At 72.1% G+C, this 24,875-nt stretch carries 20 protein-coding genes and 2 pseudogenes; 17 read left to right on the forward strand and 5 right to left on the reverse strand.

The genetic code is table 11. The features are described 5' to 3' along the window. Window positions 1-52 precede the first annotated feature (52 nt). The 10 genes and pseudogenes from ET495_RS14400 (at window position 53) to ET495_RS14445 (ending at window position 11,788) form a co-directional block, all read left to right on the forward strand. Window positions 53-1,359 (forward strand): annotated as a pseudogene (locus ET495_RS14400) (AGE family epimerase/isomerase). A gap of 100 nt (window positions 1,360-1,459) precedes the next feature. Beyond that, complete coding sequence (locus ET495_RS14405; RefSeq protein WP_245993100.1) at window positions 1,460-2,287, forward strand: PfkB family carbohydrate kinase; 828 nt, start codon at window positions 1,460-1,462, stop codon at window positions 2,285-2,287. Between the two features lie 128 nt (window positions 2,288-2,415). Continuing rightward, window positions 2,416-3,432: a LacI family DNA-binding transcriptional regulator gene (locus ET495_RS14410; protein WP_129205361.1), complete on the forward strand. Its 1,017-nt coding sequence runs from the start codon at window positions 2,416-2,418 to the stop codon at window positions 3,430-3,432. A gap of 163 nt (window positions 3,433-3,595) precedes the next feature. Next, complete coding sequence (locus ET495_RS14415; protein ID WP_129205362.1) at window positions 3,596-3,880, forward strand: hypothetical protein; 285 nt, start codon at window positions 3,596-3,598, stop codon at window positions 3,878-3,880. A gap of 228 nt (window positions 3,881-4,108) precedes the next feature. Further along, window positions 4,109-5,071 carry a carbohydrate ABC transporter permease gene (locus ET495_RS14420; protein ID WP_129205363.1) on the forward strand — a complete coding sequence of 321 codons (963 nt, stop codon included), beginning with the start codon at window positions 4,109-4,111 and terminating at the stop codon, window positions 5,069-5,071. Continuing rightward, a complete protein-coding gene (locus tag ET495_RS14425) occupies window positions 5,068-5,961 on the forward strand; it encodes a carbohydrate ABC transporter permease (RefSeq protein ID WP_129205364.1) in 894 nt (297 codons plus the stop codon). The genes ET495_RS14420 and ET495_RS14425 overlap by 4 nt, the downstream gene beginning before the upstream one ends. A 201-nt stretch (window positions 5,962-6,162) precedes the next feature. Continuing rightward, on the forward strand, window positions 6,163-7,359 hold the full coding sequence (locus ET495_RS14430; RefSeq protein ID WP_162616499.1) for an ABC transporter substrate-binding protein: 1,197 nt from the start codon (window positions 6,163-6,165) through the stop codon (window positions 7,357-7,359). Between the two features lie 100 nt (window positions 7,360-7,459). After that, window positions 7,460-8,974, forward strand: coding sequence for an arabinosylfuranosidase ArfA (arfA, locus tag ET495_RS14435; protein ID WP_129205366.1), 1,515 nt, complete (start codon window positions 7,460-7,462; stop codon window positions 8,972-8,974). After that, on the forward strand, window positions 8,974-9,861 hold the full coding sequence (locus ET495_RS14440; protein WP_129205367.1) for an NAD-dependent epimerase/dehydratase family protein: 888 nt from the start codon (window positions 8,974-8,976) through the stop codon (window positions 9,859-9,861). The genes arfA and ET495_RS14440 overlap by 1 nt, the downstream gene beginning before the upstream one ends. Before the next feature lie 40 nt (window positions 9,862-9,901). Beyond that, on the forward strand, window positions 9,902-11,788 hold the full coding sequence (locus ET495_RS14445; protein WP_129205368.1) for a glycoside hydrolase family 127 protein: 1,887 nt from the start codon (window positions 9,902-9,904) through the stop codon (window positions 11,786-11,788). Window positions 11,789-11,834: 46 nt separating this feature from the next. Here ET495_RS14445 and ET495_RS14450 read toward each other — a convergent pair whose 3' ends face one another. Further along, window positions 11,835-13,889, reverse strand: a complete 2,055-nt coding sequence (locus ET495_RS14450; protein ID WP_129205369.1) for a beta-galactosidase — start codon at window positions 13,887-13,889, stop codon at window positions 11,835-11,837. A 433-nt stretch (window positions 13,890-14,322) separates the two neighbouring features. Between ET495_RS14450 and ET495_RS14455 the strand changes: the two genes are divergently transcribed. From ET495_RS14455 to ET495_RS14465, 3 genes are read left to right on the forward strand one after another with little or no spacing between them, the layout of a single operon-like run. Further along, complete coding sequence (locus ET495_RS14455; RefSeq protein WP_245993102.1) at window positions 14,323-15,465, forward strand: magnesium and cobalt transport protein CorA; 1,143 nt, start codon at window positions 14,323-14,325, stop codon at window positions 15,463-15,465. Window positions 15,466-15,510: 45 nt separating this feature from the next. After that, complete coding sequence (gene recR / locus ET495_RS14460) at window positions 15,511-16,110, forward strand: recombination mediator RecR (RefSeq protein WP_129205370.1); 600 nt, start codon at window positions 15,511-15,513, stop codon at window positions 16,108-16,110. 44 nt (window positions 16,111-16,154) lie between these two features. Then, entirely contained in the window at window positions 16,155-16,724 is a 570-nt protein-coding gene (locus tag ET495_RS14465) for a DUF5063 domain-containing protein (RefSeq protein ID WP_129205371.1), read from the forward strand. Window positions 16,725-16,768: 44 nt separating this feature from the next. Here ET495_RS14465 and ET495_RS14470 read toward each other — a convergent pair whose 3' ends face one another. Together ET495_RS14470 and ET495_RS14475 are read right to left on the reverse strand one after the other, a co-directional pair. Further along, the gene (locus tag ET495_RS14470; RefSeq protein WP_129205372.1) at window positions 16,769-17,935 is read right to left on the reverse strand and encodes an ABC transporter permease; all 1,167 of its coding nucleotides are present in this window, start codon (window positions 17,933-17,935) and stop codon (window positions 16,769-16,771) included. Further along, complete coding sequence (locus tag ET495_RS14475; RefSeq protein ID WP_129205373.1) at window positions 17,932-18,864, reverse strand: ABC transporter ATP-binding protein; 933 nt, start codon at window positions 18,862-18,864, stop codon at window positions 17,932-17,934. Before ET495_RS14475 ends, ET495_RS14470 begins: the two co-directional genes overlap by 4 nt. Before the next feature lie 119 nt (window positions 18,865-18,983). Here ET495_RS14475 and ET495_RS14480 point away from each other — a divergent pair, with 119 nt between their 5' ends. From ET495_RS14480 to ET495_RS14495, 4 genes and pseudogenes are all read left to right on the forward strand, one after another. Continuing rightward, window positions 18,984-19,760: a TSUP family transporter gene (locus tag ET495_RS14480; protein WP_129205374.1), complete on the forward strand. Its 777-nt coding sequence runs from the start codon at window positions 18,984-18,986 to the stop codon at window positions 19,758-19,760. Between the two features lie 19 nt (window positions 19,761-19,779). Continuing rightward, on the forward strand, window positions 19,780-20,118 hold the full coding sequence (locus ET495_RS14485) for an antibiotic biosynthesis monooxygenase family protein (protein WP_129205375.1): 339 nt from the start codon (window positions 19,780-19,782) through the stop codon (window positions 20,116-20,118). Between the two features lie 120 nt (window positions 20,119-20,238). Next, a pseudogene (locus ET495_RS14490) lies at window positions 20,239-21,533 on the forward strand (aspartate kinase). Window positions 21,534-21,538: 5 nt separating this feature from the next. Then, entirely contained in the window at window positions 21,539-22,639 is a 1,101-nt protein-coding gene (locus ET495_RS14495) for an aspartate-semialdehyde dehydrogenase (protein WP_129205376.1), read from the forward strand. A gap of 38 nt (window positions 22,640-22,677) precedes the next feature. On the opposite strand, the gene ET495_RS14500 is transcribed toward ET495_RS14495, so the two are convergent. Together ET495_RS14500 and ET495_RS19235 are read right to left on the reverse strand one after the other, a co-directional pair. Further along, complete coding sequence (locus ET495_RS14500) at window positions 22,678-23,832, reverse strand: GDSL-type esterase/lipase family protein (RefSeq protein WP_129205377.1); 1,155 nt, start codon at window positions 23,830-23,832, stop codon at window positions 22,678-22,680. A gap of 41 nt (window positions 23,833-23,873) precedes the next feature. Next, window positions 23,874-24,875, reverse strand: a complete 1,002-nt coding sequence (locus ET495_RS19235; RefSeq protein ID WP_162616500.1) for a hypothetical protein — start codon at window positions 24,873-24,875, stop codon at window positions 23,874-23,876.

Consider the following 24,875-nt stretch of genomic DNA (forward strand, 5'->3'; position numbering starts at 1 on the left):
CGGGCCGCGCCGTCGCCTTGCATGCCCGACGAGCGAAACGGAACCTGGCTCGATGACTTCCCTCCTGCCGAGCGCGAGCGGCGCCTGGCTCGACGACGAGACCCGACGTCTGCTCGCGTTCGGCGCTCGCGCCGCGCTCCCCGCGGGGGGCGCCGCCTACCTGGACGACGACGGCCGGCCGGTGCCGGCGCTCGGCGTGCAGACCTGGATCACGGCTCGCACGGCGCACTCGTACTCGCTCGGCGCACTGCTCGGCGTCCCCGGCAGCGCCGAGGTCGCGGACGCCGCGCTCGCCGGGCTGACGGGTCCGCTGCGCGACGCCGCCCACGGCGGATGGTTCCATGCGCGCGACGCCGCGGGCACGCCGGACATCGCAGCCGGCAAGACCTGCTACGACCACGCGTTCGTCATGCTGGCCGCGGCGTCGGCGACCATCGCCGGGCGTCCGGGCGCGGCCACCCTGCTCGACGAGGCCACCGCCGTCTACCTGGACCGGTTCTGGGACGACGACGCCGGCCGCCCCGTCGACGCGTGGGACTCCTCTTTCACGACCCTCGACAGCTACCGCGGCCTGAACGCCACGATGCACTCCGTCGAGGCGATGCTGACCGTGGCCGACGCGGTGCCCGAGGCCGACGCGGCAGCGTGGCGCGCGCGCGCGGGGCGGGCCGCCTCGTTCGTCGTCGACCTGGCACGCGGCAACGACGCACGTCTCCCCGAGCACTTCGGCCCCGACTGGGCTCCCGACCTCGAGCTCAACCGGGACCGGCCCGGCGACCAGTTCAAGCCTTACGGTGCCACGCCCGGGCACGGGCTCGAATGGGCTCGCCTGCTGCTGCACCTGGAGGCCGCCGCCCCGAGGCGTCCGGCGACCTGGCCGAGACGGCCGTCGCGCTGTTCGACCGTTCCGTCGCGGACGGATGGGCCGTCGACGGCGCGGAGGGCTTCGTCTACACCACCGACTGGTCCGGGGTGCCCGTGGTCCGCACGCGCATGCACTGGGTGGTGTGCGAGGCGATCGCCACGGCCGCCGCCCTGCATGCCCGCACGGGCGACCCGCGGTTCGCGTCCTGGTACGCGACCTGGTGGGACTACGCCGACCGCTACCTGATCGACCGGGAGCGCGGCTCGTGGCACCACGAGCTGGACCCTGCCAACCGCCCCGCCGCGACGGTGTGGCCCGGCAAGCCCGACATCTACCACGCCGTGCAGGCCACGCTGCTCCCGCGTCTGCCGCTCGCCCCGATGCTCGCCCGAGCGCTGCGCGAGGGGGCCCTGCGCGGCGACGCCCTGCGCGAGGGTGCCCTGCGCGAGGACGCTCCGCCGGAGCGGGCGCCGCACACGAGGACACGGCCGTGAGCGTTCGCTTCGTCGTGCTGGGCGAGGCGCTGGTCGACGTCGTTCCCGACGGCGCCACCGGCGCCCGCGACCTCCCCGGGGGAGCCCTGCGAACGTCGCGGTGACGCTCGCGCGGCTCGGGCGCCGCGCCACCCTCGTGACGGTGCTCGCCGACGACGCCCGCGGCCGGCTGGTGCGCGCGTGGGCCGAGGCGTCGGGTGTCGCGGTGGCAGCGTCCGCCCCGGCGTGCGGCCGGACGTCGACGGCCGCCGTCGTGCTCGACGCGCAGGGCGGTGCGACCTACGACTTCGACCTGACCTGGGACCTGCCCGCCGTGGCCGCGACCGGGCAGGTGGCCGGTGCCGGCGTCGTGCACGCCGGCTCGATCGCGACGGTTCTCGACCCGGGCGCGTCGTCCGTCGAGGAGGCGATGCGGGCCGCGCGCGGGCACGCGCTCGTCTCGTTCGACCCCAACGCGCGGCCCGCGATCACGCCCGACGTCGCGGCGGTGCGCCCGCGCGTCGAGCGGCTCGTGGCGTTGAGCGACGTCGTCAAGGTGTCGGCCGAGGACCTCGCGTGGTACCACCCGGACGAGGACCCGCTCGACGTCGCGCGCGCGTGGGCCGTGGCGGGCCCTGTCGTGGTGGTCGTGACGCTCGGCGGCGACGGCGCCGTCGTGGTGCGCGGCGGCGACGTCGTTCGGGTGCCCGGTGAGCGCGTGGCGGTGGCCGACACCATCGGCGCCGGTGACACGTTCATGGGTGCGCTGCTCGACGCGTTCGCGGAGCGCGGGGCCGTAGGCCCTGCGGCGCGGGAGGTGCTCGCGGCGCTGACGACGCGGCAGCTTGCCGACGCCGCACGCTGGGCGTCCCGCGCGGCCGCGGTGACGGTCTCGCGCCCCGGGGCGGACCCGCCGACGCGGGCGGAGGTGGCGGCGCCCGCACCGTGACCGCGGGGCCGTCGCAGGCGGATCGTGTGCGGTCGTGGGGGCCGAAGAGGGGCGCCACCGCGGGGTGCTGTCGACCGCCTCGCTCTACAGTCGTGACCGGAGGGCGTCGAGAAGGGAGGGTCGGGGCGGTGGCCGTCACCATGCACGACGTCGCACGGCTTGCCGGCGTCTCGATCAAGACGGTGTCCAACGTGGTGAACGACTACCCGTACATCCGGCCCCAGACGCGTGCGCGCGTCGAGGCTGCGATCGAGACGCTCGGCTACGAGCTGAACGTCACCGCGCGCCAGCTCAAGCAGGGGCGCACGGGAATGATCGGGCTAGCCGTTCCCGATCTCCGGGTCCCCTACTTCTCCGAGCTGGCCTACTCGGTCATGCGTGCCGCCGAGGATCGTGGGCTGACGCTGCTCATCGAGCAGACCGGGCCGATGGGCGAGCGGGAGCTCGACGCGCTGCGCGGGCAGAAGCGCCGCCTGACCGACGGCCTGATCTTCTCGCCCGTGTCGATGAGCCCCGACGACACGACGCCGCTGGCGGTCACCTACCCGCTCGTGCTCCTCGGCGAGCGGGTGTTCCAGGGGCCCGTGGACCACGTCACGATGGCCAACGTCGAGGGCGCGAAGGCTGCGGCGTCGCACCTGGTGGAGCGTGGCTGCCGTCACGTCGCGGTGATCGGCGCGCACCCGGGTGAGGTGGTCGGTTCCGCGGGTCTGCGCCTGAAGGGGTTCCAGGCGGGGCTCACCGAGGCGGGGCTCACGCCCGACCCGCGGCTGGTCGGGGTCGCGGGGCGCTGGGTGCATGCCACCGGTGCCGAGGCGATGCGGCAGGTGCTCGACACGGGGGCGCCCGTCGACGGCGTGTTCGCCATGAACGACGCCCTCGCCCTGGGTGCGTTGCGTGAGCTGCACCGGCGCGGGTTCGCCGTCCCCGACGACGTCGCGGTGGTGGGGTTCGACAACATCGCCCAGACGTTGTACTCCGAGCCCCCGCTGACGACGATCGACGTCAGCCGCAAGCACATCGCCCATGAGGCCGTGCGGATGCTGATCGAGCGGATGGAGGGCCTCGATGTGGCACCGCGGCTGCTGACCGCACCGTTCGAGCTCGTCGAGCGGGCGTCGACGGCGAGACAGGGAACGACGTAGATCGAGCCACGCCGCCGTGGGGGCACGTCGGCCGCCGTAGGTTCCGACCAGTGCTGGACGCAGCACGGGAACCCGAGGAGGTCCTCCGCATGACGCAGCCGGTCTGCACCCGCCCTGCCGCCGCGTGCCGCGGCACGCGGGCTTTCGCTCCCGGGGTCACGCCATGAGCGCTTCGGCAGATCGCCGCGAGCCGCTGGCCGTGGTCGCCCTGGCCCTCGCCGTGACGGGCGTCGTGACGTTCCTCCTGGTGCCCATGGGTGTCGCGATCGCGCTGGTGCCGACGTTGTGCGTGCTCGCCGTCGCGTCGAGCGTGGTCGCCGTGAGGCGGATCGGGACGGCCGGCGGTCGGGGGCGCGGTCTTGCGACGGCGGGGTTCCTGGTGGGTGGCGCCTGCCTGGTCGCGTTCGGGACCTTGCTCGTCATGGGCGTGCTGACGAGCGCGTTCTAGCCGCAGAGGCCGAGCGGGAGGCGCGCCGGACGGCGTGCCTCCCGCTGCCGTGCCGGGCGGTGTCCGTCATGCGCTCCGACCCGGCGGCGGCGGCGTGCCAGCGCTCCCGGCACATGGCGCCAGACGGAGCGGGCGCGCGGTCGGCCGGGTGTTAACGTTCTCGACGTCATCAACTACAACGATGTAGAACCGGGTAGCGGCTCCCCGCGATCCCGGTCCGGAGGATCGATGTCGACCATCACCGAACACGAGCGCAGCCGCACCGGCCGTCGCGCCCCGGCGCGAAGAGGCGGGCTCAAGTCCGTCTTCTTCTCGCAGAAGGCAGCGCCGTACATCTTCGTGCTGCCGTTCATCGTGACGTTCCTGGTCTTCTGGGGATTCCCGATCGCTCGATCGGTCGCGATGAGCTTCGAGCACATCGTCCCCGGCCGGTCCTACTTCGTCGGCCTGGGCAACTTCGAGCGCATGTTCGGCGACCGCATCTTCTGGGTCGCGGTGACGAACTCGCTGCGCTACATGCTCGTCACGCTCGTCCTGCTGATCCCGATCCCGCTGACACTGGCGGTGCTGGTCAACTCGAAGATCGGATCGCCGCGGATCAAGTCCTTCTTCAAGGCCGCGATGTTCGTGCCCGCCCTGACCTCCGTCGTCGTGGCCGGCATCATCTTCCGGCTCATCTTCTCGGAGTCGAGCACCGCGCTGATGAACCAGGCGCTGGGCCTGATCGGGCTCGACCCCGTCCGGTGGCTGCGCAGCGGCGGCACCGCCCTCGTGGCCCTGGTCGCCATCGCCCTGTGGCGGTGGACCGGCGTCAACATGATGTACTTCCTCGCCGCGCTCCAGTCGGTCCCCCAGGAGTACTACGAGGCCGCCGAGCTCGACGGCGCAGGCCGGTTCAAGACCTTCATCCACGTCACGCTGCCGTCCATCCGGCCCACGATCGTCTTCGTCACCACGATCTCGATCTTCGGCGGGCTCGCGATGTTCGTCGAGGCCTTCATGCTCTGGGGCGGCGCGAGCTCACCGAACAACGTGGGCCTCACGATCGTCGGCTACCTGTACAGCCTCGGCGTGCAGCGCGGTGACATGGGCTACGCCTCCGCCGTCGGCGTCGTGCTGCTGCTCGCCGTCCTCATCATCAACTTCACTCAGCTCACGCTGACCGGATTCTTCAAGAAGGACAATCGATGAGCGCGATTTCCTCTTCGGGCACCGCCGGCCAGACCCTGCGCGAAGACGACCCGAACCGCCTGTTCCGTGGGCGCTCGCTCGCCATGAGCGCGGCACTCATCGTCATCGCGATCATCGCTCTCATCCCGCTGTGGGCGATCTTTGCCGGCACCTTCCAGGACGGCATCCGGCTCATGCGAGAGGGCCTGAACCTCAGCATCGACTTCGAGCAGGCGGGCTTCTACAACTACCGGTTGCTCTTCTCCGCCGAGTCGGGCAACTACTTCCGGTGGTTCGGCAACTCGCTGATGGTGACCGGCATCCAGACGGTGCTCACCCTGTTCATCTCGGCATTCGTCGCCTATGGCTTCGCCAAGTACGAGTTCCGGTTCAAGTCGAGCCTCTTCGTCCTGGTCATCGTCCTCATGACGGTCCCGCTCGAGATGATGATGCTGCCGCTGTTCCAGCAGACGAACGCGATGGGCCTGCAGAACACGCACGTCGCACTGTTCCTGCCCTTCCTCGCCTCGGCCATCACGATCTTCTTCTTCCGGCAGTACCTGGCGGGAATACCGACCGAGATCATCGAGGCCGGGCGCGTCGACGGCGTGAGCGAGTTCGGTATCTTCTTCCGCCTCGTCCTGCCGCTGATGAAGCCCGCCATGGCAGCGATGGCGATCCTCAACGGAATGATGGCGTGGAACGCCTTCCTCTGGCCGCTGCTGGTGCTCAGGTCCAACGAGCTGTTCACGCTGCCGATCGGCCTGAGCTCCCTGCTCAGCCCCTATGGGAACAACTACAACCTGCTCATTATCGGAGCGTTCTTCTCGCTCTTCCCGATCCTCATCCTGTTCCTGCTCTTCCAGCGCTTCTTCATCAGCGGCATGACCGCCGGTGCGGTCAAGGGCTGACCCGACGCACAACACCCAACCCACACGAATTCAATCGAAGGAGATTGACCACCATGCGAATCCGCAAGCAACTGGCGCTGGCGGCCACGACCGCACTGCTCGCGACGGGTGCCCTGTCGGGATGCTCGGCCGACGGCGGAGACGGCGGGGGACCGCCGGTGGCGGAACCTCCGCCCCGACGGTGCGACCACCCTCAACATGATGACCTTCGTCGAAGGTCACGGACACTTCATGGCCGCCATGGCGGAGAAGTGGAACGAGGAGAACCCCGACCGGGCGATCGACCTTCAGTTCAACGTCACGGGCTGGGACGAGATGCACAACCAGGCGCTGCTGACGCTCACGAGCGGCGGCGACGTCCCGGACATCGTCGACCTCGAGATCGGTCGCTTCTCGGACTTCGTCCGCGGTGAGCAGATCCTCGTCGACCTCACGCCGTTCGCCGAGCCCTTCCGGGACTCGATCGTCGAGGCTCGCCTCGACCTGTACAGCCGCGACGGAAAGCTGTTCGGCCTCGACTACCACGTCGGCGCCACCGTCGCGTTCTACAACGCGGCGCTGCTGGAGGCCGCGGGCATCGACTGGACCACCATCCGGACGTGGGAGGACTACCGCGACGCCGGTATCGCCTACACCGAGGCGACGGGCCGCCACTTCGGCGTGACCGAGACGTCGGCATCGTGGCAGCTCCAGGTGCTGCTCGCGCAGCTCGGCGGCGAGCTGATCGCCCCCGACGGCACGCCGGACCTGACCAACGAGAAGGTCGTCGAGGCCATCACGATCCTGCAGGACATCGCCGACCAGGGCGCATCGAGCCCCATCCCGGGCGGTCAGGCCGACCACGAGCAGGAGGGTCGCCCCGCCTTCGCCACGGGTGACTGGGCCGCTGCCATCATGCCGATGTGGTACGCAGAGCGCTTCCTGACGTGGCAGCCGGAGAACGCGGGCCAGTGGGTCGTCGCCGCGCCCCCGACGATCGACGGCGCCGTGCAGGCCACCGTCGGCGGCGGCGGCACCGGTACGGCCGTGCCGCTCGCCTCGCCGAACGCCGACCTCGCGGCCGAGTTCGTGGCCTTCGCCAAGCTGTCGGTCGCCGGCAACGAGCTGGTCTGGTCGGAGCTCGGGTTCGACCCGCTGAACATGGACGTCTGGACCGACGAGTCCGTCACCCAGGACCCGGACAACGCCTACGTCCAGTTCTTCGCCAACAACCCGTTCGACGCTCTCAACGAGATGGGCGACGCCATCGGCCTGCTCCAGTCGCAGAAGGCCGACGCCTGGCCGATCGTGAACACGATCATGACCACCGACGTGCTCAACAACATCTTCGAGAACGGCATGAGCATCGAGGACGCCCTCAACCAGGGTCAGGCCGACGCCCTCAACCAGGCTCGCTGACCCCTTCCTCGACAGAAGGAGGCCGGGTCTCCTGGCTCATCCCGGGATACCCGGCCTCCTTGCGCCACCGAACCCCCTGATCAGCAGTTTTGGAGCACTCATGCACAACGCGTCCGTGACCGTGAACCCGGCGTTCGTCGTCGGGCCGGTCCGCCCCCGTACGTTCGGGTCGTTCGTCGAGCACCTGGGCCGGTGCGTCTACGAAGGCATCTACGAGCCCGGCCACCCGACCGCCGACGCCGACGGCTTCCGCGGGGACGTCGCCGAGCTCACCAGGGAGCTGGGCACGACGACGGTGCGCTACCCCGGCGGGAACTTCGTCTCCGGCTACAAGTGGGAGGACGGCATCGGCCCCAAGGAGGACCGGCCCGCCCGCCTCGACCTGGCCTGGCACTCGACCGACCCGAACACCGTCGGTGTCGACGAGTTCATGCTGTGGTGCCAGAAGGTCGGCGTCGAGCCGATGATGGCGGTGAACCTGGGCACGCGCGGGGTCGCGGAGGCCCTCGACATCCTCGAGTACTGCAACATTCCCGGCGGCACCGCGTGGTCGGAGCAGCGCAAGGCCAACGGCGCCGAGGACCCGTACCGCGTCCAGATGTGGTGCCTCGGCAACGAGATGGACGGACCCTGGCAGACCGGTCACAAGACCGCGGAGGAGTATGCGCGCCTCGCGACCGAGTCGGCGCGGGCGATGCGGCAGATGCAGCCCGGTCTTGAGCTCGTCGTGTGCGGCTCGTCGTCCTCGGACATGGACACGTTCGGCACCTGGGAGTACACGGTGCTCTCCGAGGCCTACGAGCACGTCGACTACGTCTCCGCCCACGAGTACTACTACGAGGACGGCGGCGACCTGGCCTCGTTCCTCGGCTCGGCCGTGAAGATGGACCGCTTCATCAAGTCCGTGGTCGCGGTCGCCGACGCCGTCCGCGCGGCGGGCAAGCACGACAAGCGCATCAACATCTCGTTCGACGAGTGGAACGTCTGGTACCAGCAGGCGACGCCGTCGAAGCCCCCGACGGGCGACGACTGGCCCGTCGCCCCGGCGCTGCTCGAGGACGTCTACACCGTCGCCGACGCCGTCGTGGTCGGCGACCTCCTCATCACGCTGCTGCGCAACACCGACCGCGTCCACGCGGCCTCGCTCGCCCAGCTCGTCAACGTGATCGCCCCGATCATGACGGAGACGGGTGGCCGGGCGTGGAAGCAGACGATCTTCCACCCGTTCGCGCTCACGGCCAACAACGCCCGCGGCGACGTGCTCCAGGTGGCGGTCGACGCCCCGACGATCGCCACCGAGCGCCACGGCGAGATCCCGGCGCTGTCGGCGGTCGCGACGCACGACCCCGCGACGGGCGACGTCGTGGTCTTCGCGGCCAACCGCTCGACGTCGGACGCGGTGGCGCTCGACATCGACCTGTCGGCCTTCGCCGGGCTGGAGATCGTCGAGGCGCTGACGTACGGCAACGACGACCCGTACTGGACCGCGACGGCCGACGACTCGACGTCGGTGCTGCCGGCCCACAACACGACCGCCGTCCTCGCCGACGGACGCGTGACGGCCGAGCTGCCCGCCACGTCGTGGACGATGGTCCGGCTCGGCACGACGGCGTGATGCCGTCGCGCGTTCTGCCGCAGCCCCGGTCGGCGACCACCGGACGGGTGGTCGTCACCGGGGCTGCCGGCCGGCTCGGGGTCGCCGTCGTCGAGGACCTCACCGACCACGGCTGGGACGTGGTGGCGGTCGACCAGACCCCGCCCCCGGCCCGGGCGCCGGGGCGGTTCGTCACCGCGGACCTGACCGACTACGGCCAGGTCGCCGAGCTGATGAGCGGCTTCGACGAGTCGGCCCCGGCCACCGCCGTCGTCCACCTGGCGGCGGTCCCCGCCCCCGGCCTGCGGCCCGATGCCGCGACCTTCGCGAACAACGTCCCGGCCACCTACAACGTGTTCCGGGCAGCGCGCGCGGCAGGGGTCCGGAACGTGGTCTGGGCCTCCTCCGAGACGGTGCTGGGCCTGCCGTTCGCCGTGCCCCCGGTCTCGGTGCCCGTGGACGAGGAGATGCCGGTCCAGCCGTGGAGCACCTACGCCCTCGGAAAGGTCTGCGAGGAGGAGCTGGCACGCCACCTGGTGCGGTGGGACCCGGAGCTCAAGATGGTCGCTCTGCGGTTCTCGAACGTCATGCACCCGCAGGACTACCTGGAGTTCGACACCTGGCAGGACGACGCGTCCGCGCGGCGGTGGAACATGTGGTCCTACATCGACGCGCGCGACGGCGCGCAGGCCACCCGGCGTGCGCTGGAGGCCGATCTCGTGGGGTTCGAGGCGTTCATCATCGCGAACTCCGACACCTGCATGCGCCGCGACTCGGCCGACCTGCTCGACGAGCAGTTCCCCGGGATCGAGCGCACGCGGGCGATCCGCGGGCGCGAGAGCCTGCTCAGCATCGACAAGGCGCGCCGCCTGCTCGGGTACGAGCCGCGCCACTCGTGGACGACCTGACCCACTGCGCACCGCCACCGACGAAACGGAGTCCCCACCCATGACACTCACACACGGTCTTCCGGTCGCCCCGTCGCGAGGGCGCCTGCGCCCGCTCGGCCTGGACGACGTCACGATCGACGGCGGGTTCTGGGGCGAGCGTCAGGACCTGAACGCCGCGGCGACGATCCCGCACGTCGAGTCCTGGCTCGAGAGGCTCGGCTGGATCGGGAACTTCGACGCCGCCGTCGAGGGGCGCCTGCCGGGCGACCGGAAGGGCCGCGAGTTCTCCGACTCGGAGACCTACAAGCTCCTGGAGGGCATGGCGTGGGAGCTGGGCCGCCGGCCGGACCCCGCCCTGCAGGCCCGGTTCGACGCGATCGTGGCCCGGGTCGCGGCCGCGCAGGAGGCCGACGGGTACCTGAGCACGATGTTCGGGCGGCCGGGGCAGGCGGCACGCTACTCGGACCTGGAGTGGGGCCACGAGCTGTACTGCTTCGGGCATCTGATCCAGGCGGGCGTGGCGCGCGCCCGGACGGTCGGCCTGGACGACGAGCTGGTGCGGGTGAGCGTGCGCGCGGCGGACCACGTCTGCGACGTCTTCGGGCTGGGCGGGATCGCGTCGGTGTGCGGGCACCCGGAGATCGAGGTCGCCCTGGCGGAGCTGTACCGGGTCACCGGGCAGCGCCGGTACCTGGACCAGGCGAGCCTGTTCGTCGAGCGGCGCGGGCGCGGGGTGCTGGGGGAGATCGACTTCGGCCCGCAGTACTTCCAGGATGACGTGCCCGTGCGCGAGGCGACCGTGTTCGACGGGCACGCGGTGCGCGCGCTGTACCTGGCGGCCGGCGCGGTCGACGTCGCCGTGGAGACCGCCGACGACGGTCTGCTGGCCGCCGTGACGTCGCAGACGCTGGCGACGCTGGCGCGGCGCACCTACCTGACGGGAGGAATGGGCGCCCACCACGAAGGGGAGTCGTTCGGCGCGGACTTCGAGCTGCCGCCGGACCGTTCCTACTCGGAGACCTGCGCGGGGATCGCGTCGATCATGCTCAACCACCGCCTCGTGCTGGCCACGGGCGATGCCCGCCACGCGGACGCGATCGAGCGCACGCTGTTCAACATCGTGGCCACCGCCCCGGCCGCGGACGGCCGGGGCTTCTACTACACGAACACGCTGTACCAGCGTGTCGAGGGCACGATGCCCGACCCGGACGAGCCGAGCGCTCGTGCCTCCTCGGCGGCGCGCCCGCCGTTCTTCGCCGTGTCCTGCTGCCCGACGAACCTGACGCGCACGTTCGCCTCGCTGGGTGCGTACCTGGCGACGGCCGACGATCACGGCGTGCAGGTCCACCAGTACGCCCCGTCGACGATCAGGGCCGTCGTCGCGGGCGAGCCGGTGGAGGTGAAGGTCGCCACGACCTATCCCGCGACCGGGCGCATCACCGTGACCGCGGTGACGGCGCCGTCGGCGGGGTGGTCGCTGACGTTGCGCGTACCGGGGTGGGCGTCCGGCGCGCGCCTCGCGTCCGCGGGAGGTCCCGCCGAGCCCGTCGAGCCGGGGTACGTGACGGTGGCGGGCCCGGCGACGGGGGAGTCCGTCGTGCTCGAGCTGCCGGTCGACGCCCGGTGGACGTGGGCCGACGCGCGGGTCGACGCGGTGCGCGGCCAGGTGGCCGTCGAGCGCGGCCCCGTCGTGATGGCACTGGAGTCGGTCGACCTGGGTGCCGACGTCGCGACGGCCCGGGTGCGCACCGACGCGGCCCCCGTCGAGGCCGAGGGGCGGGTTCTGGTCCCCGTGCGCACGGTGGTGCCGCACGACGGCGGCTGGCCCTACGGCACCAGGACGGAGGACGACGGCGCTGCCGAGCGTCTCGTCCCGCTGATCGCCTACCACTCCTGGGCCGAGCGCGGCCCGTCGACCATGCGGATCTGGATGCCCGAAGGCTGACGCGCCGGTGGTGGAGGCCGGCGCCGGACGACCGGGCACCGGGCCGTCAGGCGCCGGCCTCCACCACCGCGACGCCGTACGGCCCCAGCGCGATCGACCCTTCGACGGGACCGCCGCCGAGGATGTCGGTCCCGGCCAGGCCGTCGACGTCGACCGTGTGCGCGCTGCCCGTGGTGTTGACGACGAAGGTCAGCACCGTCCCGTCGTCGCGCACGCGGCGCGAGAGCTGGACGCCGTCGGGCGTGGGGACCCCGGCGGCCTTCTCGCCGAGCAGGGCGTCGACGGTGGCGCGCAGCCCGTCGCCGCACGGGAACGTCGCGGCGTAGAGCACGCCACCGCCGCCGCCCGACGGGCGGAACGTGAGCGCGGGTGTGCCGGCGTAGAACTCGCCCGCATAGGTCGCCAGCACCTGCGTGCCCTCGTCGGCGTGGACGACGTCGGCGAGGATCTCGCCCGACGCGGCGTGCACGCCGCCGTCGGTGAACGTGACCGGCACGCGTGTGCCGGGCGGGAGCGCGTCGGTCTCGTCGATCCAGACGCCGGCCAGGTCGCGGAACGGCACCGGGGCCTCGCCCTGGAACAGCAGGTCGGACTCGCCGACGAGCGCGCTCATCGGCGTCAGCAGGAGGCGGCCTCCGGCCTCGACGTACGCGCGCAGCGCGGCGATGGTCGCCTCGGAGAGCAGGTACAGGCACGGGGCGATGACGGCGTCGTAACCGGTGAGGTCGCTGTCGCGGGAGAGCAGGTCGACCGGCACGTTGCGGCGTGACACCTCGGTGTACCAGCGCAGCGTCTCGTTCACGTAGTCGAGCGAGACGCTCGGGCCGGCCGAGAAGCCGATGCCCCAGCGCGACGGCCAGTCGAAGACGATGCCGACCGTGCCGTGCTCGACCTGGGACCCGAGCACGCGGGTGCCCACCCGCCCCAGCTCGGCGCCGAGCGCGGCGACCTCGCGGAACTCGCGCGTCCGCGCGGAGCCGTTGGCGCCGATGACGGCGCCGTGGAACTTCTCGCAGCCGCCCGCGGACTGGCGCAGCTGGAAGTACTGGACGGTGTCGGCGCCGCGGGCGACGGCTTGCCAGGACTGCGCCCGCAGCTGGCCCGGACGCTTGAGCGAGTTGTACGGCTGCCAGTTCTGCCGCGACGGCGTCTGCTCCATGAGCATGAACGGCTTCTGCTTCCCGACCGCGCGCATGAGGTCGTGCCGCATGCTCACCTCGGCCGGGCTCGTGTCGAACGCCGGGTAGGAGTCCCAGCTCACGACGTCGACGTCCTCGGACCACGTGAAGTAGTCGTAGTCCTCGAACGTGCCCATCATGTTGGTGGTGACGGGACGCACCCGGTCGAAGCGACGGATCGCCGCCTTCTCCTCGCGGTACGACTCCAGGACCTGCGCTCCGTAGAAGCGCCGGTAGTCGAGCGCGGCACCGGGCAGCACCACCTTGGATCCGACGAAGGCGGCGTTGCTCGTCGTGTCGGCCGAGATGGCGTCCCCGCGCTGGTCGGGCGGGAAGATCTCCGCGAACGAGTGGTAGGTGTGGGACCAGAAGGCGGAGTTCCAGGCCTGGTTGAGCGCTTCGAGGGTGCCGTACCGGGATCGCAGCCATCCGCGGAACCCCTCGGCGCACAGGTCGCACCAGCAGAACCCGCCGTACTCGTTGGAGACGTGCCAGGCCACCAGGTTCGGCTCGGCGCCGTAGCGCTCGGCGAGCTTGCCCGCGAGGGCCGCCGCGTACGTCCGGAAGGTCGGCGAGCTGATGCACGGGTTGTGCCGCTGGCCGTGGCGCCGGCGGGTCCCGCGCTGGTCGACGCGGTTGACGTCCGGGTGGTGGAGCGACATCCAGGCGGGGATGGCGGCGGTCGACGTGGCGAGGACGATCCGCATCCCGGCGTCGGACACCGTGCGGACGATCCTGTCGAGTCGCGCGAAGTCGTAGACGTCCGCGGACGGCTGGAGCGAGGCCCACGCGAAGACGTTGAGCGTGACGCTCGTGATCCCCGCCTCGGCCAGAAGGGCCATGTCCGTGGCCCACACCTCCTCGGGCCACTGCTCTGGGTTGTAGTCGCCGCCGTAGAGGAACGTGTCGGTGGGGAGCGTCATGGCCGTACTCCGAAGGCGCGTAGGGGAGGTCGTGTGCAGTCCTCAGCCTGGCCGACGGCGAGGACCGGTGGCGCGAGACCCGTGGGCGGCGTCCGAGATGCATCGGGTCCGCGGCGCACGCGGCAACCTGCCGCGTGGGCGGCGTCACGCAGCCGGCGGACGAGGGCTCTGGTCCCGGCTGCGCGCCGGGCGTAGACTGCGGGCGGCCCGATCTGGGTCATCGTGACGTCGGCACCATTGGCAGCGCCGGCACCGGGACGAAGGAGGTGGCACGCCCCATGCGCAGCGAGCCCCCAGTAGTCCCTGCCGCGGCTGACGCCCGGCGGATTCTCTCCACCGCAGCGACGCCGCGGCGCACCCCGCGTCCCAGCCCACGTCCGGTCGGCGCGCGCACCCTGGTGCGTGCCGCGACCGCACGCCCGCGGAGGTTTCCATGACCACGTCCCTGCCTGCCCGTGCCCCCCGATCCGAGGCGCCGCGCGCGATCCCGCGCGGCCTCGGCGGCGTGCTGCGCCCGCGCCGTCGGCCCACCGAGAACACCGTCGTCCAGCGCGAGCGCGTGGCGACGGTGCGCCGCAACGCCGTCGTGACCTCCGCGATCTACGACGACGGTCACCGCACGTCGAGCCACGCACGGCTCGGCGAGACGTTCCGGGCGCTGCGATCGCGCCCCGGCGGCATGGCGTGGATCGGCCTGGAGCGGCCCGACCCCGCCGAGCTGGCGACGCTCGCCGCCGAGTTCGACCTGCACACGCTCGCGATCGAGGACGCCATCCAGGCCCACCAGCGGCCCAAGCTGGAGCGGTACGGCGAGACCCTGTTCGTGGTGCTGCACGCGGCGCGGTACGACGACGCCGCCGAGGAGGTCGAATTCTCCGAGCTGCACGTGTTCGTCGGCCCCGACTTCGTCGTCACGGTGCGCCACGGCGCCTCGCCCGACCTTCCTGCGGTGCGGCGGCGCATGGAGGCCGACCCGGAGATGCTCGCGCGCGGCCCCGAGGCCGTGCTGTACGCGATCCTCGACGCCGTCGTCGACGGGTACCTGCCCGTGGTCAACGGCCTGGAGAACGACATCGACGAGATCGAGTCGCAGGTCTTCACCACGGGCGCCGAGGCGTCGCGGCGCATCTACGAGCTGTCGCGCGAGGTCGCGGACTTCCTGCGCGCGGTGCGCCCGCTGCGGCAGGTGTGCCACGCCCTGACCCAGGGCTTCAACAAGTACAAGGTCGACGACGAGCTGCAGACCCGGCTGCGCGACGTCGTCGACCACCTCACCGAGGTGGCCGAGCGCGTCGAGACGCAGCGCGGGGCGCTGCGCGACATCCTCACCGTCAACGCGACGCTCGTCGCGCAGCGGCAGAACGAGGAGGCCAAGGTGCAGAACGAGGAGGTCAAGAAGATCTCTTCCTGGGCGGCCATCCTGTTCGCCCCGACCGTCGTGGGCGGTATCTACGGCATGAACTTCGACGTCATGCCCGAGCTGCACTGGGCGTTCGGCTACCCGTTCGCACTCGGGCTCATGCTCGCGGTGAGCGGCGTGCTGTGGGGAGTCTTCCGGCTCAAGCGCTGGATCTGACGCCACACGGCCGGCCGGGCACGCGCGGGCCGTAGGCTGTCGGGCGTGTATGAAGGCGCAGTCCAGGACCTGATCGACGAGCTCGGCCGCCTTCCCGGCGTCGGCCCCAAGAGCGCCCAGCGCATCGCGTTCCACCTGCTCGCAGCCGACGCCGACGACGTGCGGCGCCTCGCCGACGCGCTGCTGGAGGTCAAGGCGCGCGTGCGGTTCTGCGAGGTGTGCGGCAACGTCGCGGAGTCGGAACGCTGCCGCATCTGCACCGACCCGCGCCGGTCCGACGACGTCATCTGCGTCGTGGAGGAGCCCAAGGACGTCGTCGCCATCGAGCGCACGCGCGAGTTCCGCGGGCGCTACCACGTGCTCGGCGGGGCGATCAATCCCATCGAGAACGTCGGGCCCGATGACCTGCGCATCAAGGAGCTCCTGGCCCGGCTCGCCGACGGCCGCGTGCAGGAGGTCATCCTCGCGACCGACCCCAACGTCGAGGGCGAGGCGACCGCCACCTACCTGGCCCGGCTCATCGGGCCGATGGGTATCACCGTGTCTCGCCTCGCCTCCGGGTTGCCCGTCGGGGGAGACTTGGAGTACGCCGACGAGGTGACGCTCGGGCGGGCGTTCGAGGGACGTCGCGTCGTCGGCCGCTAGCCGGTAGCGATACCGGGGCCCCGCCGAGCCGAAGGGAGCAGGGCATGGGCGAGATCCGCTCGGGAAGTGACCTGCGAGAGGTCGCCGAGAAGACGCAATCCCACGTGCGCGCGTTCCTGTCGACCGTGACCGAGGTGGCCTCGGGGGCGGCGCCGGGCGCTGAGCTGTCGCTCCTCCTGCTGGCGACCAGCGACCTGCTGTCCGCCGGCGCGCACCTGGCCGCCATCACCGACGTCGTGCCCGTCGAGCGGTTCGAGCCCGACGCCGGGCCCGACACCGACGTCGACCCGCTGCGCATGGCGCTGGCCCGCATGTTCGACGGGTTCGACGACTACGTCGAGGTCGTCGACCCGGTGCTGGGCACCGAGATCGGCCCGGCCTCGCTGTCGGGCGACCTGGCGTGCGCGGTCGAGGAGCTGGCCAAGGGCCTGGCCCACTACGACGAGGGGCACGAGCTCGAGGCGCTGTGGTGGTGGCAGTTCTCCTACCTGTCCTCCTGGGGCGAGCGCACCGCGTCGGCGCTGCGCGTGCTCCAGGCGGTGCTGGCCCACCTGCGCCTCGACGTCGAGGACGACGTCGCGCAGGAGGCCGAGTACGACGCGCTTCACTCCTGACGCCGCGCCCCCAACGCCGCGCTCCTGACGCCGCCCGGGCGGCGTCAGGCCACGCGCGTGCCCTGGGGGAGGTGGCGGGTCGGGATGCGCAGGCGGTTGACCGCGATCACCACGGCGCCCGCGCCCAGCAGGAACTGGAACCCCAGGCCCCACGGCCACACCGGGTTCTGGCTGGGCTCGACCTCCGCGACGGGCGAGTCGGGCCGGAAGATCTCCCGCCCCCGGTGGTCCCAGCGCGTGAAGTTGCCCGTGCAGTAGTCGGCCTCGTCGGAGGCACCGGTGCGCACGTACCGCACGCCGTACTGGAGCAGTGCGAGCGGGCTCGGCTCGTACGCGCGCGCGACACTCTCGGCGTCGTCCGGCAGCGGCTGGACGTCGGCGACGACGACGAACGGGTTGGGGGCCAGCAGCCACCAGGTGCGTTCGGAGTGCCACACCTCCTGCCGCTGCGTCTGCCACTCGCACACCGACGGGTCGTCCGTGTCGCCGTCCCAGTTCGACGGGACAGTCCACACCCGGACGTCGGCCTGCCCCGAGACGAGTGGTGCCGACAGGCCGAAGAGCACGGGTCCCAGCACCGTCAGGGCCCCGATCGTCAGGTAGGTGAGCACCGCCGCCCCCGACGTCTTGGTCACCAGCGCGGAGAACCCGAGGCCGACGGCGCACACCACCAGCAGCACGGCGGCGAGCACGAGCAGCGTCGTCACCAGCGAGAGCACCGCGACGCCGCCCGCGGCGAGCGCCCACACGATGAACGGCACGCTCACCACGAGGAACGCGAGCGCGGCCGTCCACGCGGCGAGGAGCTTGCCGAGCACGATCTCCGCGGGGCTGAGCAGCGTCGCCTGGAGCGTGGCCAGCGTGCCCGCGTTGCGGTCGCCGTTGATCGCGGACGCGCTGAGCGTCGGCGCGACGAGCAGCCCGAGGAACAGCACGAAGAACACGACGATGCCGAAGATGAGCGGCCCGAGGTCGGGCGCATCGGCGGCGCTGCCGGCGAGCGACCGCAGCGCCCCCGTCGTGAGCGCCGTGATCGCGCCGACGACGACGAACCACACCACCAGCGCGACCTTCCAGCGCGTCGACCGCACACGCTGGCGCAGCTCGAGCCGGGTGACGGTGCGGATGCCGTGACCGGTCACCCGCCAGTCGCCGCGACGCCGGTTCCCGGAGCCCGACGGCGGTGCGGTCGCCACGTCCACGGTGCTCATCGCCGCTCCTCCTCCAGGGCCAGGTACGCCTGCTCCAGCACGCCGCCCGCGGGGGCGAGGCTGACGACGGGGACGCCGTCGCCGACGGCGGCGCGCAGCAGCGCGGCTGCGGCGGCGTCGCCGTCGAGCTCGACGAGCGCGCCCTCGCCGTCCGGTGGGGCGAGCGCGTAGCCGGAGCGGTCGAGCCACGCGCGCAGGCCCGCGTCGTCGAGCGCCGTGACGCGCCACGGACGGCGCTGGGCGGCGGCACCCGCGACCGACTGCGTCGCCACGGTGCGCCCCCGCGACAGGAAGACGGCGTCGTCGGCCATCTCGTCGAGCTCGGCCAGCACGTGGCTCGACACGAGCACGGTCTTGCCCTCGGCGGCGAGGCGTCGCACGAGCACGCGCAGGTCGACGCGTGAGCGCGGGTCGAGGCCCGAGGCCGGCTCGTCGAGCAGCAGCACCTGCGGGTCGTGCACCAATGCACGGGCCAGGCCGAGGCGCTGCTTCTGCCCGCGCGAGAGCACGTGGGCCGGGGCGTCGGCGTACTCGTCGAGGTGAACCAGGGTGAGCAGCTCGGCGGCGCGCGCGGCGCCCACCTCGCGCGGCAGGCGGTACGCGGCCGCGACCGTGGTGAGGACCTCGCGTGCGGTCAGCGAGTCCCAGGTGCCGAAGACGTCGGGCATCCAGCCGGTGCGTCGCCGCGCCTCCAGCCCCTGCGTCACGGGGTCGAAGCCCGCGACGGTCACGGTCCCGGCGTCGGGGACGAGCAGGCCCGCGAGCACGAGCAGCAACGTCGTCTTGCCTGAGCCGTTGGGGCCGACCAGCGCCGTCACCCGCCCCGGCAGCGCGTCGAGGTCGACGCCGTCGACCGCCTTGACCGCGCCGAACGCGCGCCTCACTCCGACGGCGCGGACGCCCCCGGACCCACCGCCGTCGGTGCTCATCCCTGGAAGGTAACGGGACGTGCGCGGCCTGAACAGGACGAAACGCTCGCCAGCGGCGTGTGCGGCCGCGGGACGACCCCGCGCGACGCCCCCGCGCGACGGGATGCGACCATGGGCCGGTGCCCGAACTCGACCTGGCGACCTGGGTCCTCCTCCTGCTCGCCGGCCTGACCGCGGGCTGGGTCGACGCCGTCGTCGGCGGGGGCGGGCTGATCCAGCTCCCCGCGCTGCTGCTCGTGCCCGGCATGACGCCCGTGCAGGCGCTCGCCACCAACAAGGTCGGCTCGATCATGGGCACGTCGACGTCGGCGGTCACCTACGCGCGGCGCGTGCAGCCCGACCTCACCACGGCCGCGCCGATGGCGGCCGCGGCGCTCGCGGGCGCCGTCGGGGGAGCGGCGCTCGCGTCGCACCTGCCCGCCGCCGCGTTCAAGCCGGTCATCCTCGTGGTGCTGGTCGCCGTGGCGGTCTACACGGTCGCGAGGCCATCGCTCGGCACGCACACGCGCCTGCGCTGGGAGGGCAACCGGCACCGCGTCTCCGCCGCTGGGACCGGCCTGGTCATCGGCGTGTACGACGGCGTGCTCGGGCCGGGGACGGGCACGTTCCTGGTGATCGCCCTCGTCGGGGTGCTGGGGTACGCGTTCCTGCCGGCGTCGGCGCTCGCCAAGATCACCAACTTCGCGACCAACCTGGGGGCGCTGATCTTCTTCGTGCCCGCGGGCCACGTCGTGTGGCACCTGGGGCTCGCCGTGGGCGCGGCCAACCTCGTGGGCGGGTACGCCGGGGCGCGCATGGCGGTGGCGAAGGGGTCGCGGTTCGTGCGCGTGGTGTTCGTCGTCGTCGTCGGGGCGCTCATCGTGCGGCTCGGGTATGACGTGGTCACCGGCGCGTAGCGCTGGCACGCTGCAGAGCATGAGCACGACAGCGAGCATCGCGAGCACGCCCGAGCCGCCCTACACGGCCGTGATCTTCACGTCGCTGCGCACGCCCGGCGACCAGGGGTATGCGCGCATGTCCGCGCGCATGGAGCAGCTCGCCCGCCGGCAGCCGGGATTCCTGGGGATCGACTCGGCGCGCGAGGGTGCCGGCATCACCGTCTCCTACTGGTCGGACGACGACGCCGCGGCCGCCTGGAAGCAGGTCCACGAGCACGTCGTGGCGCAGCGGCGCGGGCGCGACGTCTGGTACGCCGACTACGTCGTGCGGGTCGCGACGGTGACGCGCGCATACGGGCCGGACGGCGCCCGTTGACGACCCCGGGCTGAGACACGGCCGTCGCGCCCGGCGTCGGGCACGTACCATCGACGGGCAAGCACAAGCACCCGGCGGGCCGTTGAGAGAGACGGAGGCCGGCGACAGAAAGAGCAGAACATGGCACTGGTCGTGCAGAAATACGGCGGATCCTCGGTCGCGGACGCGGACAGCGTCAAGCGGGTGGCCAAGCGCATCGCCGAGGCCAGGCGGGCCGGCAACGACGTCGTCGTCGTCGTCTCGGCGATGGGCGACACCACGGACGAGCTTCTCGACCTCGCCGGGCAGATCACGCCGCTCCCGCCGCAGCGCGAGCTCGACATCCTCCTGACCGCGGGCGAGCGCATCTCGATGTCGCTGCTCGCGATGGCGATCAACAACCTCGGAGTCCGGGCCAAGTCGTTCACCGGTCAGCAGGCGGGCGTCATCACCGACGCCGTCTACGGGCGCGCGCGCATCGTCGACGTCGTGCCCTCGCGCATCCGCGAGACGCTCGACAAGGGACAGGTGGCCATCGTCGCCGGGTTCCAGGGCGTCAACACCGACACCAACGACGTCACGACGCTGGGCCGCGGCGGGTCTGACACGACCGCCGTCGCCATCGCCGCGGGCCTGAGCGCCGACGTCTGCGAGATCTACTCCGACGTCGACGGGGTGTTCACCGCCGACCCGCGCATCGTCCCGACCGCGCGCAAGATCGACCGCCTCACCTACGAGGAGATGCTCGAGCTCGCCGCGTCGGGCGCCAAGATCCTCGCGCTGCGTGCCGTCGAGTACGCGCGCCGCTACGAGGTGCCGGTGCACGTGCGCTCCTCGTTCTCCCACGCCGGCGGAACCCTCGTGACGGGGACCTACGGCGACCTGCTCGACCCCAACGCACCACAGGAGGGTGACGTGGAAGCCCCGATCATCTCCGGCGTCGCACACGACCGCAGCGAGGCCAAGATCACCGTCGTCGGCGTGCCCGACGTGCCCGGCATGGCCGCACGCATCTTCGAGGTCGTGGCCGCCTCCGGCGCCAACATCGACATGATCGTGCAGAACGTCTCGGCCGCGCAGACCGGGCTGACGGACATCTCGTTCACGCTCCCGAGGGCGACGGCCCCGCGACGATGTCCGCGCTCGCCTCGGTGCAGGCCGAGCTCGGCTACGACTCGCTGCAGTTCGACGACCAGATCGGCAAGCTGTCGCTGATCGGCGCCGGCATGAAGACCAACCCCGGCGTCTCCGCCCGGCTGTTCGGCGCGCTGCGTGACGCCGGCATCAACATCGAGATGATCTCGACGTCGGAGATCCGCATCTCCGTGGTGACCCGGGCGGACTCGCTCGACTCCGCGGTCAAGGCGGTGCACTCGGCGTTCGGGCTGGACACGACCGAGGGCGAGGCCGTGGTCTACGCCGGGACCGGGAGGTGACGGGCATGGTGCAGATCAACCCCGAGGGTGTGAACGTCGCCGTCGTCGGCGCGACCGGGCAGGTCGGCGGCGTCATGCGGCGCCTGCTCGCCGAGCGGCGCTTCCCCGTCAAGGAGCTGCGGTGCTTCGCCTCCGCCCGCTCCGCCGGCACCGTGCTGCAGTACGAGGGGCACGACGTCGTCGTCGAGGACGTCGCCGCCACGCCCACCGAGGCGCTCGCGGACGTCGACATCGCCCTGTTCTCGGCCGGAGGGTCGACCTCGAAGGAGCACGCGCCCCGGTTCGCCGAGGCCGGCGCCGTCGTCGTCGACAACTCTTCGGCGTGGCGGCGGGACCCGCAGGTGCCGCTCGTGGTCTCCGAGGTCAACCCCGAGGCGATCGGCGAGGCCGAGCTCGGGATCATCGCGAACCCGAACTGCACGACCATGGCCGCGATGCCGGTCCTGGCGCCGCTCGCACGCGAGGCCGGCCTCGAACGCCTGCGCGTGGCGACCTACCAGGCCGTGTCGGGATCCGGGCTCGCTGGTGTCGCGGAGCTCGCCGGGCAGGTGCGGTCCGCCGCCGCGCAGGACCTGGAGGCGCTCGCGCACTCCGGGTCGGCGGTGACGCTGCCGGAACCGGTCGCATACGTCGCACCCATCGCGTTCGACGTCGTCCCGCTCGCCGGGTCGCTCGTCGACGACGGGTCGCTCGAGACCGACGAGGAGCAGAAGCTCCGGTTCGAGTCGCGCAAGATCCTCGGGCTGCCGTCTCTCGCGGTCGCCGGGACGTGCGTGCGCGTGCCGGTGTTCACCGGCCACTCGCTGGCGATCCACGCCGAGTTCGGCTCGCCCCTGACCCCCGAGCGGGCCGTCGAGCTGCTGTCCTCGGCCCCCGGCGTGCAGCTCGTGGACGTGCCGACGCCGTTGGCCGCAGCCGGAGCCGACCCGTCGTTCGTCGGCCGCATCCGGGTCGACCAGTCCGTGCCGGACGGGCGTGGGCTCGTGCTGTTCGTCGCCAACGACAACCTGCGCAAGGGTGCCGCGCTCAACGCCATCCAGATCGCCGAGCTCGTGGCCGCCGACATCGCCGAGCTGGCGACGCTGGAAGCCGCGGACGCTCAGTAGCGCCCACCGCCGCCCGGTGGCTCACCACCGGGCGGCGGTCACGCCGCGAACGCGCCCCCGGGGCCGAAGACGCGCTTGGCGAAGCGCTCGCCGATGCGGCGGTGCGCGGGCGTCGTGGGGTGCAGGTTGTCCGGCAGGGGCAGTTCGGCCTCGTCCGCCTTGCCGAACAGGTCGCGGCCGTCGAGGTAGTACAGGTTCGGGTCGTCCACCGCGCGCTCGGCGACGATGCTCGCCAGTTCCTTGCGGATCACGCGCAGCGTGAGCTTGCCCGCGTTGGCCTCGGCGGGGTCGCCCGTCGCCACGAACCGCAGCTCGCCCCGGGCCAGCGCCTCGACGTCGAAAGCGCCCGGGCCGGGCGTAGCCTCATGGATGGGGCAGAGAATCGGCGACACCACGAGCAGCGGCGTGCCCGGGTGACCGTCCCGGATCGTGTCGAGGAACCCGTGGACCGCCGGGCGGAACGCGCGCCGCCGCATGACGTCGGCGTTGACCAGGTTGATGCCCAGGCTCAGCGAGATGAGGTCCGCGGGCAGGTCGCGCATGGTCCGCGCGAGGAACGGGTCGGCCATCGCCGAGCCGCCGAAACCCAGGTTGAGCAGATCAACGCCGCCCGCCAGCGCGGCCACCGCCGCCCACGTCCCGGTGGGGTGCGTGGCGTTCGATCCCTGGCTGATCGAGCTGCCGTGGTGGACCCACCGGCGGCCCGCGACCGGGGCCGGCCGGACGGGCGCGTCGCTGCGCAGCTCGACCAGATCGAGCGTCTCCTGGTGCGGCAGCCAGATCTCGACGCGCTTCTCGCCCTCGGGCAGGCCCTCGGCGACGACGCCGCGGACCTGCCCCGGGGTCGTCTCCACGCCACCCGTGCGCGGGTCCATCGTGACGAGCGTGGCGTCGTCGAGGGAACCCTGCGCGGTCAGCGCACCGTCGACCACGACGTCGAAGACGCCCGCCGGGCGGGCGGGCGCGCCACGGTACGCGTACCGCGTCGCGATCGCGCGCAGCTCGACCCGTCGCGCGGCGGTCGTGACGGCGACGCGGACCCCCGCCGGCTGCGACTCCACCATGGTGAGCTGCGCGTCGGCGGCCTGCGCGCGAGCCCACGCGGGCAGGCGATGGACGCGCAGCCCGGAATCGGTCGGCTCGAGCTCGACGGCGCCGCGGACGAGATCCGGGGTGATCGGGGTGGTGTACATGAGGTCCTCTGCCGTGGGTGGGTGCGTCGTGAACTTACCGTTCAGCAGGTGGTGTGGCCGTCGAGGGTGTCGCAGTAGAGGCGGGTGTGGGCTTCGGTGAGGGTGTAGGTGCCTGCGGTGCTGGTGGTGGTGAGGGTGTCGGGGATGTCGGTCCAGGTGGGGGTGCCGGTGATGCGGTATTGGCCGTGCCAGGTGGTGGTGAGGGTGATGGTGACGTCGGTGCGGTAGTGGATGCCGTCGGGGGTGGTGCGGGTGCCGGCGGTGTGGCCGGTGGGGGTGTGGGGGTCGCCGAGGCGGGTCCAGGCGTGGGCGGTCCAGTGGTGGTCGACGTCGGGGTCGCCGGGGGTCCAGGGGTGGCCGGGGTCGGTGGTGGTCAGGGTGGGGCCGGTGGGGGAGAAGGGGTCGTCGAAGTCCCAGGTGTAGTGGGTGGGGAGGGCGCGGATCTCGACGGGGACGTCGAGCAGGGTGGTGTGCTGGGTGGTGGGGGTGGGGGTGGTGTAGGCGGGGTACCAGGTGTTGAGGAGCAGGGTGGGGGTGGCGGTCTGGAGGGTGGCGGTGGGGGTGGGGATGTGCATCGTGGTGAAGGCGTTGCGGGCTTGGGTGGTCAGGTCGGCGGGGGTGATGCACTGGGTGCCGGTGACGGGTTGGGGGGTGGTGTAGGTGCCGTCGGGTTGCAGGTGTTGGACCCAGAGGGGGTCGAGCTGGTAGGTGTCGGGTGGGCAGGTGAGGGTGGCGGCGAGGTTGACGCTGCCGTCAGGGCAGGAGCCTTGGAAGTACTCGGCCCAGGTGACCATGGGGTCCAGGTCGGTGACGGCGCAGTACATGTCGTTCGCGCGCAGGTACTTGACCGGGGGTGGTGTCGAGGGGTTGGGCTCACGGCCCCCGTCAGGGGTCGACGTCCACGCGGAGTCCTCGGCAGAGACCGTGAACGAGTCGTCGGTGTCGTCGGTCTTGCCGCCGTAAGCCGGGGGTTCAGTGGTGCCCTGCGCAAGATGGAGCGCGAGCACTGTCAGGGCGGCAACGCCGCGGGAGGTCGCCCGCAT

Origin of the sequence: Xylanimonas allomyrinae (assembly GCF_004135345.1) — a bacterium.
Classification (GTDB): Bacteria; Actinomycetota; Actinomycetes; order Actinomycetales; family Cellulomonadaceae; genus Xylanimonas; species Xylanimonas allomyrinae.